This is a genomic window from Winogradskyella sp. SM1960, from assembly GCF_020179375.1.
Classification (GTDB): Bacteria; Bacteroidota; Bacteroidia; order Flavobacteriales; family Flavobacteriaceae; genus Winogradskyella; species Winogradskyella marina.
Map to the genome: position 1 here is coordinate 261,761 of NZ_JAICBG010000004.1, position 15,677 is coordinate 277,437.

Annotated in this window: 15 protein-coding genes; 12 read left to right on the forward strand and 3 right to left on the reverse strand. The window is 34.2% G+C overall.

The genetic code is table 11. The features are described from left to right. Positions 1–10: 10 nt before the first annotated feature. The 4 genes from K1X16_RS11875 to K1X16_RS11890 all read left to right on the forward strand — a co-directional run bounded on the left by K1X16_RS11875 (position 11) and on the right by K1X16_RS11890 (position 2,706). A complete protein-coding gene (locus K1X16_RS11875; protein ID WP_225036388.1) occupies positions 11–472 on the forward strand; it encodes a hypothetical protein in 462 nt (153 codons plus the stop codon). Positions 473–799: 327 nt separating this feature from the next. Next, a complete protein-coding gene (locus K1X16_RS11880; protein WP_195870788.1) occupies positions 800–1,258 on the forward strand; it encodes a cold-shock protein in 459 nt (152 codons plus the stop codon). 271 nt (positions 1,259–1,529) lie between these two features. Further along, entirely contained in the window at positions 1,530–2,105 is a 576-nt protein-coding gene (locus tag K1X16_RS11885; RefSeq protein WP_225036389.1) for a fasciclin domain-containing protein, read from the forward strand. Between the two features lie 130 nt (positions 2,106–2,235). Next, entirely contained in the window at positions 2,236–2,706 is a 471-nt protein-coding gene (locus tag K1X16_RS11890) for a GyrI-like domain-containing protein (RefSeq protein WP_225036391.1), read from the forward strand. On the opposite strand, the gene K1X16_RS11895 is transcribed toward K1X16_RS11890, so the two are convergent. Together K1X16_RS11895 and K1X16_RS11900 are read right to left on the reverse strand one after the other, a co-directional pair. Next, positions 2,696–4,936: a type IA DNA topoisomerase gene (locus K1X16_RS11895; RefSeq protein WP_225036393.1), complete on the reverse strand. Its 2,241-nt coding sequence runs from the start codon at positions 4,934–4,936 to the stop codon at positions 2,696–2,698. The genes K1X16_RS11890 and K1X16_RS11895 overlap by 11 nt on opposite strands. Positions 4,937–5,115: 179 nt before the next feature. Beyond that, positions 5,116–6,042 carry a peptidoglycan DD-metalloendopeptidase family protein gene (locus K1X16_RS11900; protein WP_225036395.1) on the reverse strand — a complete coding sequence of 309 codons (927 nt, stop codon included), beginning with the start codon at positions 6,040–6,042 and terminating at the stop codon, positions 5,116–5,118. Positions 6,043–6,255: 213 nt separating this feature from the next. Here K1X16_RS11900 and K1X16_RS11905 point away from each other — a divergent pair, with 213 nt between their 5' ends. The 6 genes from K1X16_RS11905 to lpxD all read left to right on the forward strand — a co-directional run bounded on the left by K1X16_RS11905 (position 6,256) and on the right by lpxD (position 13,316). Then, positions 6,256–7,809: a DEAD/DEAH box helicase gene (locus K1X16_RS11905; RefSeq protein ID WP_225036396.1), complete on the forward strand. Its 1,554-nt coding sequence runs from the start codon at positions 6,256–6,258 to the stop codon at positions 7,807–7,809. 87 nt (positions 7,810–7,896) lie between these two features. Next, positions 7,897–9,447, forward strand: coding sequence for an SDR family NAD(P)-dependent oxidoreductase (locus tag K1X16_RS11910; RefSeq protein ID WP_225036398.1), 1,551 nt, complete (start codon positions 7,897–7,899; stop codon positions 9,445–9,447). Positions 9,448–9,584: 137 nt separating this feature from the next. Continuing rightward, positions 9,585–10,178 (forward strand): DUF4251 domain-containing protein, encoded by a 594-nt coding sequence (locus tag K1X16_RS11915; protein WP_225036401.1) that lies wholly within the window; start codon positions 9,585–9,587, stop codon positions 10,176–10,178. 313 nt (positions 10,179–10,491) lie between these two features. Then, the gene (locus tag K1X16_RS11920; RefSeq protein WP_225036402.1) at positions 10,492–10,875 is read left to right on the forward strand and encodes a hypothetical protein; all 384 of its coding nucleotides are present in this window, start codon (positions 10,492–10,494) and stop codon (positions 10,873–10,875) included. A 135-nt stretch (positions 10,876–11,010) separates the two neighbouring features. Continuing rightward, on the forward strand, positions 11,011–12,129 hold the full coding sequence (locus tag K1X16_RS11925) for a DEAD/DEAH box helicase (protein ID WP_225036403.1): 1,119 nt from the start codon (positions 11,011–11,013) through the stop codon (positions 12,127–12,129). Positions 12,130–12,326: 197 nt separating this feature from the next. Next, complete coding sequence (gene lpxD / locus K1X16_RS11930; RefSeq protein WP_225036404.1) at positions 12,327–13,316, forward strand: UDP-3-O-(3-hydroxymyristoyl)glucosamine N-acyltransferase; 990 nt, start codon at positions 12,327–12,329, stop codon at positions 13,314–13,316. Between the two features lie 154 nt (positions 13,317–13,470). On the opposite strand, the gene K1X16_RS11935 is transcribed toward lpxD, so the two are convergent. After that, a complete protein-coding gene (locus K1X16_RS11935) occupies positions 13,471–13,734 on the reverse strand; it encodes a hypothetical protein (RefSeq protein WP_195870777.1) in 264 nt (87 codons plus the stop codon). Positions 13,735–14,158: 424 nt separating this feature from the next. Between K1X16_RS11935 and K1X16_RS11940 the strand changes: the two genes are divergently transcribed. Together K1X16_RS11940 and K1X16_RS11945 are read left to right on the forward strand one after the other, a co-directional pair. Continuing rightward, a complete protein-coding gene (locus K1X16_RS11940) occupies positions 14,159–14,665 on the forward strand; it encodes a peroxiredoxin-like family protein (RefSeq protein ID WP_195870776.1) in 507 nt (168 codons plus the stop codon). A gap of 121 nt (positions 14,666–14,786) precedes the next feature. After that, on the forward strand, positions 14,787–15,662 hold the full coding sequence (locus K1X16_RS11945; protein ID WP_195870775.1) for a YihY/virulence factor BrkB family protein: 876 nt from the start codon (positions 14,787–14,789) through the stop codon (positions 15,660–15,662). Positions 15,663–15,677 lie beyond the last annotated feature (15 nt).

Consider the following 15,677-nt stretch of genomic DNA (forward strand, 5'->3'; position numbering starts at 1 on the left):
ATTTTAAACTATGAAAAAATTAATTTTATTAGCACTACTATTTAGTCTTTCCGCTTCAACTTTTGTAATGGCGCAGTCTAAAAAAAGCCAACAGGAACTATTTGCTTCAACTTATCACAATTCAAAAGTGGCCGTTAAATCACAACATTATCAATTTGTTGCAAATGTTGTGCATAACAGTCAAGAAAGAGAAATTCTAGATGGAGCAATCAACCAATTACGTATTAATAAGTTTGAGGTTGAAGGTCAGTTGCATGAGTTTTCAAAAACAGGTACTATTCACACTATAAAAGACGACAAAAGTAAAATTAACACCGCTTTTGATGATGAAAAACAGCAGATATCAATTGTGATGAAAACTACAGATTACGCGATTGCTATTGATGTAAAACCAAATGGAAACGCTTTTTTAACTTTAACAGGAAATGGCTCAGCTAAAGTGCTATATACAGGTAAGTTAGTTAAGTTGTAGTCGCTATGATTGTTCAATAAGTTAATGAACATAAGTCACCGATGATTTAAAAGCATTGTGTAATTTAGGTGTCGAAAATGAGGTGTTAAAACACTCTAATCACAGCTCTAGAGTACATTTAGTAATTGTTTATAAGCTTTAAAATTTAATATTTGGTATAGAAATTGTATCTTTGTAATCAGTTTATTGAAGATATACTACACAAATAACATTATTCTTAAAGTTATTTTTCTAGATTTTAATACTATTCATTGTTAAGTTGATTAACTTGTTTGCATTATAGATATTTTCAAAAGCACACACACATATTAATTTTTAAAACTACGAATGGCTAAATCACAACAGACTTTTAGTAAAAGTGAAAAAGAAAAAAAACGATTAAAAAAACGAGAAGATAAGCGTAAGAAAATGGAAGCGCGTAAACTCGAAAAAGAAGAAAACGGTACAGGAGGAATTCCTATGGCTTATGTAGACCATAATGGAAATCTTACAGACACACCACCAGATCCTTCAATGAAGGTGAAAGTTAAGGCAAAAAACATTGTACTTGGTGTACCTACAAAAGAAGAGTCAGACGAAGAACCGTTTGATCCAATTAGAACAGGAAAAGTTTCTTTCTATGATAATTCAAAAGGATTTGGATTTATTATCGATACAGAAACGAATGAAAAGCATTTTACGCACGTCAGTGGTATTATTGATGATATTGCAGAAAACGACAAAGTTACTTTTGAATTAGAAAAAGGACAACGTGGAATGAATGCTGTAAGAGTTAAGCAAGCGTAACAGTTTTAGTTACAATACAACACATATTAAAAGCCATTATCTATGATAGTGGCTTTTTTTATTGCAACCCGTTTTACCGTAACATACAGGTTTCGAAACCTATTGGAATCAAAATTATAGTTCTGGCGTTTGGTTAAATGTACTTACCATGTCAATAAATAAAACCTTTCCAATTAATAAAAGCACTTGTTAGATTAAATAATTAAGTTTTTTAAAACCGCTCTATCAAAAACGTCGTAGGTAGAGAAACAATTCATTTAAAACTTAAACTATGAAAACGAGAACATTTATTTCAACATTAACATTGGCAGCAGCATTACTAGTAGGAACAACAGTAACAGCTCAAAGTAAAATGCAAAAGGACACAAAAATGGTTGGTGGTGCAGAAATGTATCCTACTAAAGATATCGTGTCTAACGCATTGAATTCTAAAGATCATACAACTTTAGTTGCTGCAGTAAAAGCTGCAGAACTGGTAGAAACATTACAAGGAGATGGACCATTTACTGTGTTTGCACCAACAAATGCTGCATTCGAAAACTTACCAGAAGGAACTGTTACAGCATTATTAAAGCCTGAAAACAAAGGAACGCTACAATCTGTATTAACCTATCATGTTCTTGCTGGAAAATTTAGTAGCAAAGATATAATGAAGGCCATTAAAAAAGGCGGAGGAAAGGCCACTTTTAAAACGGTAAACGGAGCCATGATATCAGCTATGTTGGACGGAAAAGAATTAATACTAAAAGATGTTTCAGGTAATACATCTACAGTGACAATTGCAGATGTTAACCAGTCTAATGGTGTTATTCATGTCATTGACACTGTAGTGTTACCGAGTAACTAAAACATAATTTTTAGTTGGATAAAGAATTAGTATAAGATTATTGGTTGGTGTTCATACTAATTCTTTTAAGCACAAGTTTAAACGCTTGTGCTTTTTTTATATATTCACGATTCAAAAGTCCTTTAGTCCTATGATTCCTAAAATAAAAACCTGCTCTGAAATCAAGATAATTGGTTTGTCTGCTAAAATTAAAATGAACGAACAGGACAAAATCATGGCGCTTTGGAAACAGTTTATGCCGAGAAAACATGAAATAGAGAATTTGGCGTCTGAAGACTTAATCTCCATACAAATTTATTCTGATTTCAACAATCTCGAAACGCCTTTTGATATTTGGGCATGTGCAGAAGTTTTAGATGGTCATAATCTTCCAGAGGCTATGGAAACGTTTATGATTCCCCAAGGAGACTATGCTATATTTAATCATAAAGGAATGGATGCAGGTGCAACATATCAAAAAATAATGACGGAATGGTTACCAACATCTGGCTATGACATTGACGCTAGACCACATTTTCAAGTGATGGGAGAAAAGTATAAAAATGGTAGTTCAGATTCTGAAGAGGATTTTTATGTACCTATACGTTTAATTAAAAATTAACCCTAAAATCACAACCACTTTTATAATTACTACATCCAAAAGCTGTTTTTCCTTTTAAGATTTGTCCTGTTTTACATTTAGGACATGTGTCGCCAGCTTTAATTGTTGTTTTTTTTGCAGTTTGTTTAGGTTCAAATTTTAATTTAAAAGCTTCATCAAAACGCAGTAAACCTTGTTGTGTGCTGCCATCAATTTTAAAGCCTTTTAGATTTACTGTAGACCCTTTAGTTAATAAACGAATGTATTGCTTTTCAGAAATTTTCTTATCACCAAAGTTAAATGGTAAAGTAAAATCACAAGACTTACCGTATAGGTTACAACCATAAGCCGATTTTCCTTTTAATAGGGATCCGGTTTTACATTTTGGACAAGCGCTACCTACCAGTGTTGACGTCTTTGATTTCGTTTTCGGCTTCGATTTCGATTTCGAAATGGGTTTATTGTTTACCGCAGAAATTCTAGTTTGTACCTTTTCACTTCGTACTTCATAAACTAAAGCATCAACCATACGTTTCATGCCTCTTATAAATGCACTCGCGCTAAATTCACCTTTTTCAATATCCTTTAATTGCTTTTCCCAAGATCCTGTGAGTTCTGCCGACTTTAGTAATTCGTTTTGAATCGTATCAATCAACTGAATTCCTGTAACTGTTGGTAAGATCTGTTTCTTATTTCGCTTTATGTATTTACGTCTAAAAAGTGTTTCAATAATATTGGCACGTGTAGACGGACGACCAATACCATTTTCTTTCATTAAATCTCTTAATTCATCATCCTCAACTTGCTTTCCAGCGGTTTCCATAGCACGCAGCAGTGACGCTTCTGTATACTGTTTTGGTGGCTTGGTTTGTTTCTCTAAAAATGAAGGTTCGTGTGGTCCTTTTTCACCTTTTTCAAAAGTAGGAAGTAGTTTGTCTTTTGTTGTACTTAGCGCAGTCGACGTGTCTTTCTTTTCAAAAACAACGCGCCAACCTTTAGATAAAATTTCTTTTCCAGTGGTTTTAAAATTAACATCGGCCGCTTTTCCTATCACTGTAGTGTTAGATACTTTACAATCGTCATAAAAAACAGCAATAAAACGTTTTACAATAATATCATAAACCTGCTGCTCATTGTACTGCAGATGTGTTTGCATTCCGGTTGGAATAATAGCATGGTGATCGGTTACTTTTTTATCATTAAAAACACGCGACGACTTCTTTATTTTTTTGTTTAGAATAGGCTCTGTAAGCGTCGAATAATCAGTTAGTTTTGATAAAATACCTTTTACTTTTGGGTAAACATCATTTGGTAAAAATGTGGTATCAACTCGCGGATAGGTTACCGCCTTTTTTTCGTATAGTTTTTGCGCAATTTTAAGTGTATCATCGGCCGAGAATCCAAACTTTGTATTGCAATACACCTGCAATCCTGTGAGGTCGAATAATTTTGGTGCGTATTCTGTGCCTTTCTTTTTGGTAATAGACACAATTTCAAAGTCGTGTTCTTTTACTTTATTTGCTAAAACTTCACCATCTTCCATCTTGAGAAAACGACCTTCTTCATAACTAAAAAGGGTATCTCTATAGAGTGTTTGTAATTCCCAATACGGTTGTGGTACAAAGTTTTCAATCTCTTTAAAACGATTCACCAGCATCGCCAATGTTGGTGTTTGCACGCGCCCTACAGATAGTACTTGCTTATAGCCACCATGTTTTACAGTGTATAATCGTGTTGCATTAATGCCTAAAAGCCAATCGCCAATAGAACGCGAAAAGCCTGCATAATACAAATTGTCATAATTCTCAGCAGGTTTTAAATTATTGAAACCTTCCTTTATGGCTTCGGTAGTTAATGATGAAATCCATAAGCGCTGTACTTTACCGTTATAATTGGCTTTGTTAATAACCCAACGTTGAATTAATTCTCCCTCTTGACCAGCATCACCACAATTTATAACGACATCTGCTTTATCAAATAAACTTTTTACAATTTTGAATTGCTTTTTAATGCCTTCATTATTGGCCACCTTTACCTCAAATTTTTCGGGTAGCATAGGTAAGTTGTTTAAATCCCAACTTTTCCAATAGGGCTTATAATCTGCAGGTTCAAATAAGGTGCAAAGGTGTCCGAAGGTGTAGGTTACAGCATAGCCATTGCCTTCGTAGTAGCCATCACGCTTGGTGGTAGCTCCTAATACAGAGGCGATTTCTCTAGCAACACTTGGTTTTTCGGCAATACAGACTTTCAATTTGGATTATTTTTTAGAACGTGCAAATTACAGAATTTTCAAAATACTAAACGAAAAATATATAAATAGATTCTCTTAATTTCCTTTGGCATTTACAGTCAATAATCTATCATTTTTTAGATTATTCAGAATAAATTTTAATTCTCAATGCTAACAGCGAAGTGGTATTTTGGCTTAATTTATATTTCTAAAACTAATTTTTGACCAATTTTTAACGGAGACGATTGTTTAATGGCATTAGTTTTACAAAGTCTTGAAATAGACATGTTGTTTCGTCTCGAAATCCCATAAAGTGTATCTCCCTTTTTAACAATATACATTTTAGGTCGACGGGCTAAACTTTCTAATGCAGCTTCGTCTGCCGATTTTATAACTTTAACCTTGCTCACACGTCTTGAGTTATGAAACCTAGCATGTGTCCACTTTTGGGTAACCCAAACCTGCTCTGATCTTATAGCATTCTTTGACGAAAAATCGAAAAGATATTCAGGGTGAATTTGCTCGCCTTTATAACTCAATTCTAAATGGAGGTGACTGCCTCTAGAATTTCCGGTGTTGCCACCTTTTCCAATATATTGACCTTTAACTAAGGTGTCGTTAGCCTTAACTCCAATATGCGATAAGTGTGCATATGTCGATTCTAAACCATTAAAGTGTCGCACTACAACCGCGTTTCCAAAGCCATTGGTATATTTCGCAAAACGCACAATGCCATCTAAAATTGTAACCACAGAATCACCAGTAACTAAATCGATATCAATGCCATTATGTGGTCGTCCTCGCCGCCAGCCATAACGCGATGTCACAACTTTTACATGCGGAACAGGTGACGCATACGTGCTGTCTGTGAAATTTAATTCTAAAGGAAATTGTTGAACGGTATCTACATAAGGATTGTGAACACTAGTATCCCAATGATCTGCTTTAATATCAATAGCTAACGCTTTTTTTGTTACTAAAGGAATTTCAACGGTCTCAATGACGAGTCCTCTTTTAATTTTATAAGATTGTAATTCAATTTTTAAAGCATTGGAAATCGAATCGTTTTGAGTAAATGCGAATAATGAACTACACAAAAAGACAATACTAATAAGAAGGTATTTCATAGAGGGAAAAAAAATCTAATAAATAGTGGAAACGTAAATATATGATAAAATATTATTTGAGAATATATTTTTTTTTAATCTCCTCAGAACTTTTAAAGTTTAAAAAAATATAACTTTCATGAAACTGAGTGCTTATCAATTGCTGTGATACTTTTTTTGTGTTATAAAGTGTTGTAAATTTGCAATTTCAAAATATAATCCGAAACTAAATTTATGTCTCAAACAAATCAAGCTGTTCAAGAAAAAAAAACCGATAAAGAATTATACGACTACCAACAAGGTGCCATAAGTCAGATTTTCGAAAAGTTTGATAACGAACGTGATGATTATCACTTATTATACCAGCTACCAACAGGTGGTGGAAAAACGGTTATTTTCTCTGAAATGGTACGTCAATACCTAAAAAATCATAACAAGAAGGTTTTGATAATGACGCACAGAGTGGAGCTTTGTAACCAAACATCTAAAATGTTAGATGGTTTTGGTGTGACCAATAAAGTGGTGAATAGTAAGGCGAATTTAGATGACCAAGCAGAATATTCTTGTTTTGTTGCAATGGTTGAAACTTTAAATAATCGTTTAAATGATGATAAATTAGATATTTCAGATGTTGGTTTAGTGATTATTGATGAAGCGCATTACAATTCTTTTACCAAACTTTTTAAGTTTTTTGATAAATCATTTATCCTTGGTGTTACAGCAACTCCTTTAAGTTCTAATAAAGAGTTACCAATGAAGGATAACTACGATGAACTTATTACAGGTGAAACGATTGAAAACCTTATAGAGAATGAGTTTTTAGCACGAGCAGAAACATATGCTTATGATATGGGTTTAACATCATTAGAAGTGGGCTCTAACGGAGATTATACGGTAAAATCGTCTGAGGATTTATATTCGAGTCCAGCGATGTTGCAGAAACTAATCGATGCTTATAAAAAACACTCGCTAGGGAAGAAGACACTAATTTTTAATAATGGTATTAATACGTCTATTAGTGTGTATTATGCATTTCGTGAAGCCGATTTGCCAATTATGCACTTAGACAATACGGCTACGAAAAAACAACGTAAGCAAATTTTACAGTGGTTTCATGAGACGCCAAATGCCATTTTAACATCGGTTAGTATTTTAACAACTGGTTTTGATGAACCAACAATTGATACCATTATCTTAAACAGAGCAACAAAATCTTTGACCTTATATTATCAAATGATTGGTCGTGGCTCTCGTATTTTGAATAATAAATCGAAATTTACAACGATTGACTTAGGAAATAATCTTTATAGATTTGGACCTTGGGGAGCAGATTTAGATTGGCAGCTTATTTTTAAATCACCAAATTGGTATGCTGATAGAATTAAGGATGATGAAGCCATTGAGTCTAATTTTAAGCACGATTTATCAGATGAAATTAAAGAAGAGTTCTCAAAGTCTGAAGATACCTATTTTGATATTAAGAAAACCTACAAAGATGCTGTTGATAGTGGAGAATCTTCAAAAGTAGTTTTAGAACGGTCTATTGAGCACCACGCTAAAATTTGTATAGAAAATAGTGAGGATGTGTATGATGCCCTTGCCTTGGCTAAATTATTGAAAGAAGACATAGACAACAGAATTGCAGTTTATGCCAAATGTATTAGTAGAAGTACGTATAATTTTCTTAAATGGCTGAAAGATGATTATAAAAAGAAATTAAACTCGTATTTAAGAGTTAATTTTGATGAGAAATTTGAGGAAATCCACGGGTTTCCGCCAGAGGATTAGTTGCTTGAGTTATTGTGGGATGTGGTTTAATTAACTGGTTTAACCAATAACTTATTTTATGAAAAAAATGTATTCTTAAAAAAAGAAATGAAAAACGATAATTCCGAGCAGAAAGCTGACATCCCAATCGAAGAGATTGAAAATTGCATTTCTATTTTAGAACGCTTAGTTACTGATACTGATCAAATTTTTGAAATTCCAAAACCGCAAAGAACGGCTTTAATAAAAGCTTCTGGACAATTATCTAGGCCAAGTAGAGACGAGTTTTCGCGTCGAAAAAAAGACGCCAAAAAAGCGGCCAAACGTAAGCAAGCTGCTCGCGATAAAAATGCACGAAAAGAAACAGGAATTAGAAGTGCACGAGAAGCACATGTTTTCGTGGCTCCAAAATTATTGCCTGAAGCAGAATTAAAAGCCAAAGACCAATTAGAACTAGAATCACCGCGAAACTGCTACGTTTGTAAAACCTTATTTACCAAGTTGCATCACTTTTACGATACCATGTGTGAAGACTGTGGTGATTTTAATTATGCCAAACGTTTTCAAACTGCAAATGTAAAAGGTCAGGTGGCTGTAATTACAGGCTCACGATTAAAAATTGGTTATCATATAACATTGATGTTATTGCGTGGAGGTGCCACTGTTATTGCAACCACGCGATTTCCTGTGGATTCTGCCTTACGTTTTTCTAAAGAAGAGGACTTTACAGAATGGGGTCATCGCCTAAAAATCCACGGCTTAGATTTAAGACATATTCCGAGTGTGGAAATCTTCTGTAATTTTATAGAACAACGCTACGAAAAGCTCGATATTCTAATTAATAATGCGGCACAAACTGTAAGACGTCCAGCAGGTTTTTATAGTCATTTAATGCCAAATGAAGAGCGACCGATTGAGGAATTACCTAAGTTTGCTCGCGATTTATTGAACGACCACACAGAGTGTTTAGTAGAATTAAAGCAATTAACTTCAGGAGCATCCCCTAATAAAAATATGCCTGTGACTTGGCATGGGCCAGAACCAGGAATTGGATTAAGAGCTTCGGCTAAATTATCGCAAATTCCATATAGTTTTGATAATACATTAGTATCACAAGAAGTCTTTCCGGAAGGGAAATTAGATGCCGATTTACAACAAGTTGATTTAAGAAAAACCAATAGTTGGAGACTTAAATTAGGTGAAATTGAAACCACGGAAATGATTGAAGTTCAGTTGGTTAATTCGGTAGCTCCTTTTGTGTTATGTAATCGTTTATCTGAAGTTATGAAAAAACATCCTACAGGTCAGAAGCACATCATTAATGTTTCTGCGATGGAAGGGAAGTTTCATTCGTTTTTTAAGGAAGACCGTCATCCACATACCAATATGGCAAAAGCCGCTTTAAATATGTTAACGCATACAGCTGCAGGAAGCTTGGCTAAGGAAGGGATTTTTATGAATGCAGTGGATACCGGTTGGGTAACCGACGAAGATCCTGCGGAATTGGCAAAACGCAAACAAGAGTTACACGATTTTCAACCACCATTAGATATTGTTGATGGTGCTGCTCGTGTAATGGATCCACTTTTTGACGGTATTAATACAGGGAAACATTGGGCAGGAAAATTCTTGAAGGATTATCGCCCAATTAGCTGGTAATACATTATCAACCGTTTCATATTGGCTTTATGCTTTAGGTTGATAACTTAAATCTAGAAATATTTAGAACTGCTTTATATTTAAAAGACTGTTAATGTCATTGTAATTTCAAGATTTAGGTAGTATCTTAAGTCATTATGATTAAAAGACTAAATAATAAAAAACTAGGCATACTTTTCGGTATAGCTGTGCTCGGTTTGTTGTGGAATTGTAAATCTACCGACGTCACTAAGGGTGAAAGCTACCTTAGCGAGATTCATAGTTTAGAACAGTTAATGCAAAACGACACTTATTATATAGAAGTCGATGTAGCGTATCCGTTTGTAACTGCGGCAACACAACAAGTGGCTAATGCCATATTAATGCCTGGAACTGGAAATAGTGCGAGTAGAATTGATGTGGCTGGCGATGGTCATTTTATTGAAATACAAGCCGATACTGTTAAAGGTGATTTATCCTTTTTTGGTGAAAGACGTTTAAATGGCGGTTCATATGGACGTGCCAATGGCGGAATTGTTTTTGAAGGTATTCCTAAAGCCTATGAGAAAACAATCAATAAAAAGAACAGAACGCTTAATATTGAATTTAATATAAGTGGTGAAGGGACCGAGAATTACGATATAAACCTTAAAGTATATCCAAATCAAAAAGCTGTTGTGGACGTGAGGTCTAATTTTAGAACTGTGATGCGTTATGATGGGCGGCTTAAGCCTAAGGATGACTCCAAATAATAAACATTCATAAACCTTAGTTTTTAAAGTCATATTTTCTAGTTAAAACAAACGATTTCTTCCGAAGTATAATTACATTAATTCATCTGTATAAGGATGAATTCAATGCTGAAAAAATAATGGTCTTAGTAATTTCATAAATGCTTTTTTAGATAAAAAATAGTGTTTAATCGATTGTTGTTTAAAAGCTTATAAGTGCTTATTGCAACTATTAATTCATTGTTAAATTTAACGGTTTAAGGTTAAGTTTTCTTAATTTTTTTGTTACTCATAGATGATTTTTTTAGCTTAAAGAGAACCAAAAAATTTAATGATGAAAACGATATTAATTATAATAACCTTCTTATTTACCTTTAATGTATCTGCTCAAGATCCGATATTACAAAAGGACCATAAAGCTTTAGAAGCTGTGGCTACAAAAATCACCAAAACTTATGATGATCAATTAGGATTAGATGGCAAGCAATTTATTCTTTTCGAAAAAAAAGTTGAAGAATTTTTAATCAAAGAAGAAAATATTCATGGCCAGTTTGAAGGGGAAGAAAAACTTAATATGTTATATAAATTACGAAAAGCAGAAACTTTAGAAATGCGAAATGTGTTGACTCAGCCACAATTTGATTTATACAAACGTATTAAACCACAACTTCAACCTATAGCCATGATAATTTCTACTGATGATACGGACCATAAATAGTCGTTCATTTTATTAAGACAATTAAAAGACACTCTAATTACGGTTAGATGGTCTTTTTTTTATTGTATAATATTAGTATTATAGACGTATAATACCACGTGTTAAAGTTACCTTTGTATTTTTTAATTATAAATTATGACAACATTTTCAGAACTAGGCGTTCACAAATCTTATATAAAAGGCTTAAAAGAGCTTAATATTGTTAAGCCAACGGAAATACAAGAAATTGCTATTCCCATTTTATTAGAATCTAAAACCGATTTAATTGGTTTAGCACAAACGGGAACGGGTAAAACAGCCGCTTTTGGGTTACCGGTTTTACATACTATAGACCCGAATAATTCAGATGTTCAGGCATTGATTATTGCACCTACACGAGAGTTGGTGCAGCAAATTCAAAAACAACTCTTTAGATTTACAAAGTATATAGATCACAAGATATTTGCTGAAGGTGTTTATGGGGGTGAAAAAATAGACAAGCAAATTCAAAATTTAAAAAGAACCACGCATATTGTGGTAGCCACTCCAGGACGTTTACTCGATTTAGTAGAACGAGGAGCTGTAGATATTTCAAAAGTAAAGACCTTAGTTTTAGATGAGGCTGACGAAATGTTAAGTATGGGTTTTAAAGAAGATTTGAATAAGATTTTAAAATTCAACACGTCTAGACGACAAACATGGTTGTTTTCTGCAACGATGCCAGACGAGATTAAGTCGATTATAAAGAATTATATGTCACCAAATGCAGCTCGAGTAGAGGTGAACAAAAATGCCTTAGTCAACGAAAATATTTCACATCATTTTATTCATACGTCTATAAAAGACAAAGTGAATATGATTATCCGTATTTTAGACAAACGTCAAGAAGAACGTGGAATTATCTTTTGTAGAACCAAAGCAGGTACAAAAGTCTTAGCCGAACAATTACAAAACGAAGGGTTTGCTGTTGGTGCATTAGAAGGCGACATGCAACAAAAGGAACGCGATAAAGTAATGCGCGCGTTTAAGAATGAAAGTTTACAAGTTTTAATTTCAACAGACGTTTCAGCGAGAGGAATCGATGTTAATAATCTTGCTTTCGTACTTCACCATCAATTACCAGAACAATTAGATTACTACACGCATCGCAGTGGACGAACAGCCAGAGCGGGTAAAACAGGGCAATCTATTGCATTAATCATTCCAGGGGAAATGCAAAAGATCATAAATACACAAAAAGCTTTAGGGATTACCTTTAGAGAAATAACGATGTAATTGTTTTGAACAGTTCGTTGTCATTTCAATAGAACGAGGAACGAATGATATGTAAATTAATTTGTAACATGCTGTAATTCAATACGGTGTGTCTTTGTGTGTTGTAGCATTCCGACTGACCAATAAGAAGCGGTTGTAGTTTCATATTATTAGTATTACCTTGTCTCTCTAAATAATAAATACTCAAATTTACACCTATGAAATCATTTTCAATAGAAGATATTAATGCCATTATTAACGGAGAGGTTTTTGGCGAAACCACCAATGAAATTACAGGATTAGAGCAAATTCAGAAAGCCAATAAACATCAGGCTACCTTTATCGGAAGTCGGAAATTTGCAGGGTTATGGAAAGACTCAAAAGCCAGTTTAGCTATTGTTAATGAGAATATTGATATTGAACCAGGTGACAATCGTGTGTTTATTAAAGTAAAAAATGCCGATTTAGCCATGGCAAAATTACTAGAAACGTTTACGCCAAAAGCACCACATTTTGAAACTGATATTCATCCTTCAGCAACCATAGATCCTTCTGCTAAAATTGGCAGTGGAAGTAGAGTAGGTGCAGGTTCTTACATTGGTAAGGATGTGGTTTTGGGAGACCATGTAACGATTTATCCAAACGTGACTATTTTAGATGAAACCACCATTGGAGATCATACTACAATTTGGTCTGGAACCATAATTAGAGAGCGCTCTGTCATTGGTAGTCACTGTATTTTTCATAATAATGTGAGCATTGGAGCCGATGGATTTGGATATAGACCAAGTGACGATGGAAGAGGACTGGTTAAAATTCCACATATAGGAAATGTTGTGATTGGGAATGCTGTTGAAATTGGAGCCAACTCTTGTGTAGATCGTGGTAAATTTAGTTCTACGATATTAGGAGACGGCTGTAAGATCGATAATTTGGTTCAAATTGCGCATAACTGTGTGCTTGGACGATCTTGTATTATGGCAGGAAGTTCAGGTTTAGCAGGTTCAGTGACCTTAGGAGATGGTGTTGTTATTGGTGGTTCTGCATCCATAAAAGATCATACGACTATTCATTCTGGAGCGACTGTTGGAGCAGGTTCTGGAGTGATGAACGATGTAGAAGCTGGAAAAACAGTCTTAGGATATCCTGCTGTAGATTCTAGAGAAATGTTGAAGCAGTGGGTAGCATTGCGCAAGCTTGCGCGTTAAATGATATAACACTATTTATACTAAACTATAATGTCACTTCGAGTGCCATTCCTTTTTCTGGAATTTATTATCGAGAAGTTTTTGAAAACTAATTGTTCTCGATACCAATTTGCTTAGGCAAGTGCACTCGAACTGACGTTTATTTGTTATACGTTTAAGCTGTTTTTTGTTCTACATTTTGCTTTAAATGTAATAATCCGGCGACCATACCATCTAGTTCGTGTTCTAAGAAGGTGGCATTTCTTTTGCTAAATCCTTTAATGGTATTGGAGTATAGTTCTACACCACAATGCTTTACACAAACACTGTACGTGTCGTTTTCTGCATCTAATTTTACTGAAGTTCTGTAATCGCTTGATACTAATAACCAGTAACATAAACTATTAATCTGGTTAAACAATGAGAATTTTGTTTCCATAATATTTAGATTTAATAGATAGAGGGAGATCTGAGGTCAAAGTTATAAGGAATTGGTTTTGAGATACAACTTGTTAGCTGTAGGTTCTGATTATTCCGATAAACCGTATGTAATAGCTCAAAAATCAGATAATTAACACCTCAAAAATTGTTGGCACCATATTTGAATACTAAAATGTAATGTCGTAGCATTCGAGCTTACAGAAGGCAAAAAAGGATTAAACGCGATAAACATAAAAGTTATCTAAGACATATATATAACTTAACCTCAGTTATAGGGCTCATTACAGATTGTGATGGGCTTTTTTTATGGCATTAATCTTTCGGGTTAAGAGAATTTGCAAACGCGACAATAATATCGCACTACAATAATTAATTTAGAGCATTCCGATATTGGAATTTAAGACTATAAAAAAGAAAACGACATGTTAAAACCAAGACAGAAAACACCAGATTTATCTATAAATTTAACGAACGGTACAGAGTGGACCTTAAGCAAACAAGACCCAGAAAACTTTTCACTAATTATTGTTTATAGAGGCTTGCACTGTCCGGTGTGTAAAACATACTTAGAAGAACTACAAACCAAATTACCTAAGTTTAAAAAGCTCGGAGTTAATGTGGTAGCTGTTAGTAGTGAAACAAAAGCATTAGCAGAGAAAACTACCGAAGAATGGGATATAGGCGACGTACCTTTGGGCTATGATTTTCCGATTGAAGACGCTAGGGAATGGGGTTTATATATTTCTAAAGGCATAAAAGATGAGCCAGAACTGTTTATTGAACCTGGTTTGTTTGTGATACGTCCAAATCAAGAGTTGTATTGTGCGTCTATTCAAACGATGCCCTTTGCACGACCAGAATTAGATGATGTTATTAATGCTATAAAGTTTGTGTTGCATAAGGATTATCCGGCTCGAGGAGAAGCTTGATTTTTAGGGATTAGGCATTAGGTATTAGGCAATAGGGATTAGGGATTAGGTGTGAGGGATTAGGGATTAGGTGTGAGGGATTAGTCGTGTTAATTTGGTTAAAAGAAACAATATATATGATATGAGTGAAGCTCAAAACTTTAAAATTCAGCATTTACCTAAATTATTAGTTGCTTCTGGTCAATCGTGGTTTAATGGAGAGCCATTTCAGCGTAGTGCTATTGTAGCTTACTATGCTGTTTTGTCTTTACCAGCTTTGATAATTATTATTCTCAAAATTGTGGGCAGTGTTTGGGGAGAAGCTATTGTACAAGGTGAGTTGTTAGCTGAAATTTCTAAGGCTATAGGAAGTGATGCTGCAGATGCCATAAGAACCATGATTGAAAACCAAAGTGGGGAAAACACGTCAATTTTTGCCACTATAATTGGTATTGGAACCTTACTATACGGTTCTACAGGAGTGTTCTTTCAATTACAATCTGCTTTAGATAACATATGGGAACAAGAACCCTCGTATAAAAATGATGTTGTTGCGACCTTAATGAGTCGTGTGAAGAGTTTTGGGTTTATTTTAATTCTAGGGTTTTTACTCTTAACAAGTTTTGTCTTAACCTCATTACTCAGTACGTTTAGTAGACAGTTAAGTCAATTTTTACCAGATAATTTATTCGATTATTTATTTGTAGTCGATTTTTTGGTGTCCTTAACGTTTATCTATGTGCTTTTTGCAACGATGTTTAAATATTTACCATCAGCTAAAATATCATGGAAATCCGTAAGTGTAGGTGCCGCCTTAACAACAATTCTGTTTTTAATTGGTAAGTATCTTTTAGCTTTATATTTTAATACTATGGAACCAGGCTCAACATACGGAGCAGCAGGCTCTATTATTTTAATTATGTTATGGGTGTCGTATTCGAGTTTAATTTTATTGTTTGGTGCACATTTTACCAAGCAATATGCTGATAAGTACGTTAAAAACGATTACATCTCGTAATGTTATTTCTAAGAC